This is a genomic window from Cellulomonas sp. A375-1 (genome assembly GCF_001040865.1).
Classification (GTDB): Bacteria; Actinomycetota; Actinomycetes; order Actinomycetales; family Cellulomonadaceae; genus Cellulomonas; species Cellulomonas gelida.
Genome location: NZ_LFKW01000121.1, coordinates 1 through 1,323, shown reverse-complemented (window position 1 = coordinate 1,323; position 1,323 = coordinate 1). Strand labels below are relative to the sequence as shown.

The following is a 1,323-nucleotide window of genomic DNA, read 5'->3' as shown; positions in this document are numbered from 1 at the left end:
GGGACTGCTGCAGGGCTGGTTGACACTCTGACCTGCCCCACGGTTCGGTTACCAGTTCGGGTCTGGTGGTTCGGGCTTCTCACGAGAGAAGGTCTGAACCATGCCGAAGCCGTATCCGGCCGAGTTCCGCACCCGAGCGATCGCGCTCGTGCGGGCCGGCAAGCCCGCGACCGCCGTTGCTGGTGATCTCGGGATCAGCGGCAGCTGTCTGCAGAACTGGCTGCGTCAGGATCGCATCGACCGCGGCGAGATCGAGGGCGTCCCGCGCACGGAGAGCGCCGAGTTGCGACGGGCGCGGGCCCGGGTCCGCGAGCTCGAGCGTGAGGTGGAGATCTTGCGGGTCGCCTCCAAGCTGCTCGGACAGGAGGCCCCACACCCAAAAGAGTCCACCCGGTGATCGACACCCTCGTCGCCGCCGGGCATCCCGTCCTGACCTGCTGCCGCATCCTGGGCGTCAGCAAGCCGGGCTATTACCGATACCGCAACCGACCGACTTCACAGACCCAGCTGCGCCGTCAGTGGCTGACCGGCCTGATCCGTGAGGTTCATGTCGCCTCCCGAGGCACCTACGGTTACCGACGGGTGCATGCCGAGCTGACCATGGCGATGGACGTGACCGTCAGCTCACGGCTGGTGTTCATGCTCATGCACGACGCCGGGGTCTACGGGTTGCCCGGACCCTCCCGCGTCAAACGCCTGCGGGGTGTCGTGAGCGCCGGTGACCTGGTGAACCGCAAGTTCCACCGGGTGCGACCCAACGAGCTGTGGGTCACCGACATCACCGAGCACCCCACCCGTGAAGGCAAGCTCTACTGCTGCTGCGTGCTGGACGCCTACAGCCGCAGGATCATCGGCTGGTCGATCGACTCCACCCAGGACACCCGACTGGTGATCAATGCGCTCGACAGGGCGATCAGCAACCGCGACCCAGCGCCCGGCGGGATCGTGCACGCCGATCACGGCGCCCAGTTCACCTCCTGGGCGTTCGGCGACAGGATCCGCCGGGCCGGGCTCATGCCCTCGTTTGGATCCGTCGGCGACGGCCTGGACAACGCGATGATGGAGTCCTTCTGGTCCTCCATGCAGATCGAGCTGCTCGACCGACAACGCTGGAACACCCGGGTCGAGCTCGCGAACGCGATCTTCGAGTACATCGAGATCTTCCATAACCGCCGCCGACGCCACTCCAGCCTGGGCTACCTCAGCCCGATCGAGTTCGAACTACGCTCCAAATCGCCAGCCATCCCCGCCTGACCACCACACCGATAGTGGTAACCAGGCCGTGGGGCAGGTCACGGTGTCAACCGACCCTGCAGCAGTCCC

The 1,323-nt window shown here is 66.2% G+C and carries 1 protein-coding gene; it reads left to right on the top strand.

Annotated elements, in window-relative coordinates; translation table 11 throughout:
• Positions 1–100: 100 nt before the first annotated feature.
• Positions 101–1,254, top strand: a protein-coding gene (locus CWIS_RS12495; protein WP_369796570.1) for an IS3 family transposase whose coding sequence is annotated in 2 segments (ribosomal slippage) — positions 101–356 and positions 356–1,254 — 1,155 coding nt in all. Because the reading frame shifts where the segments join, the coding sequence is not laid out codon by codon here.
• Positions 1,255–1,323 lie beyond the last annotated feature (69 nt).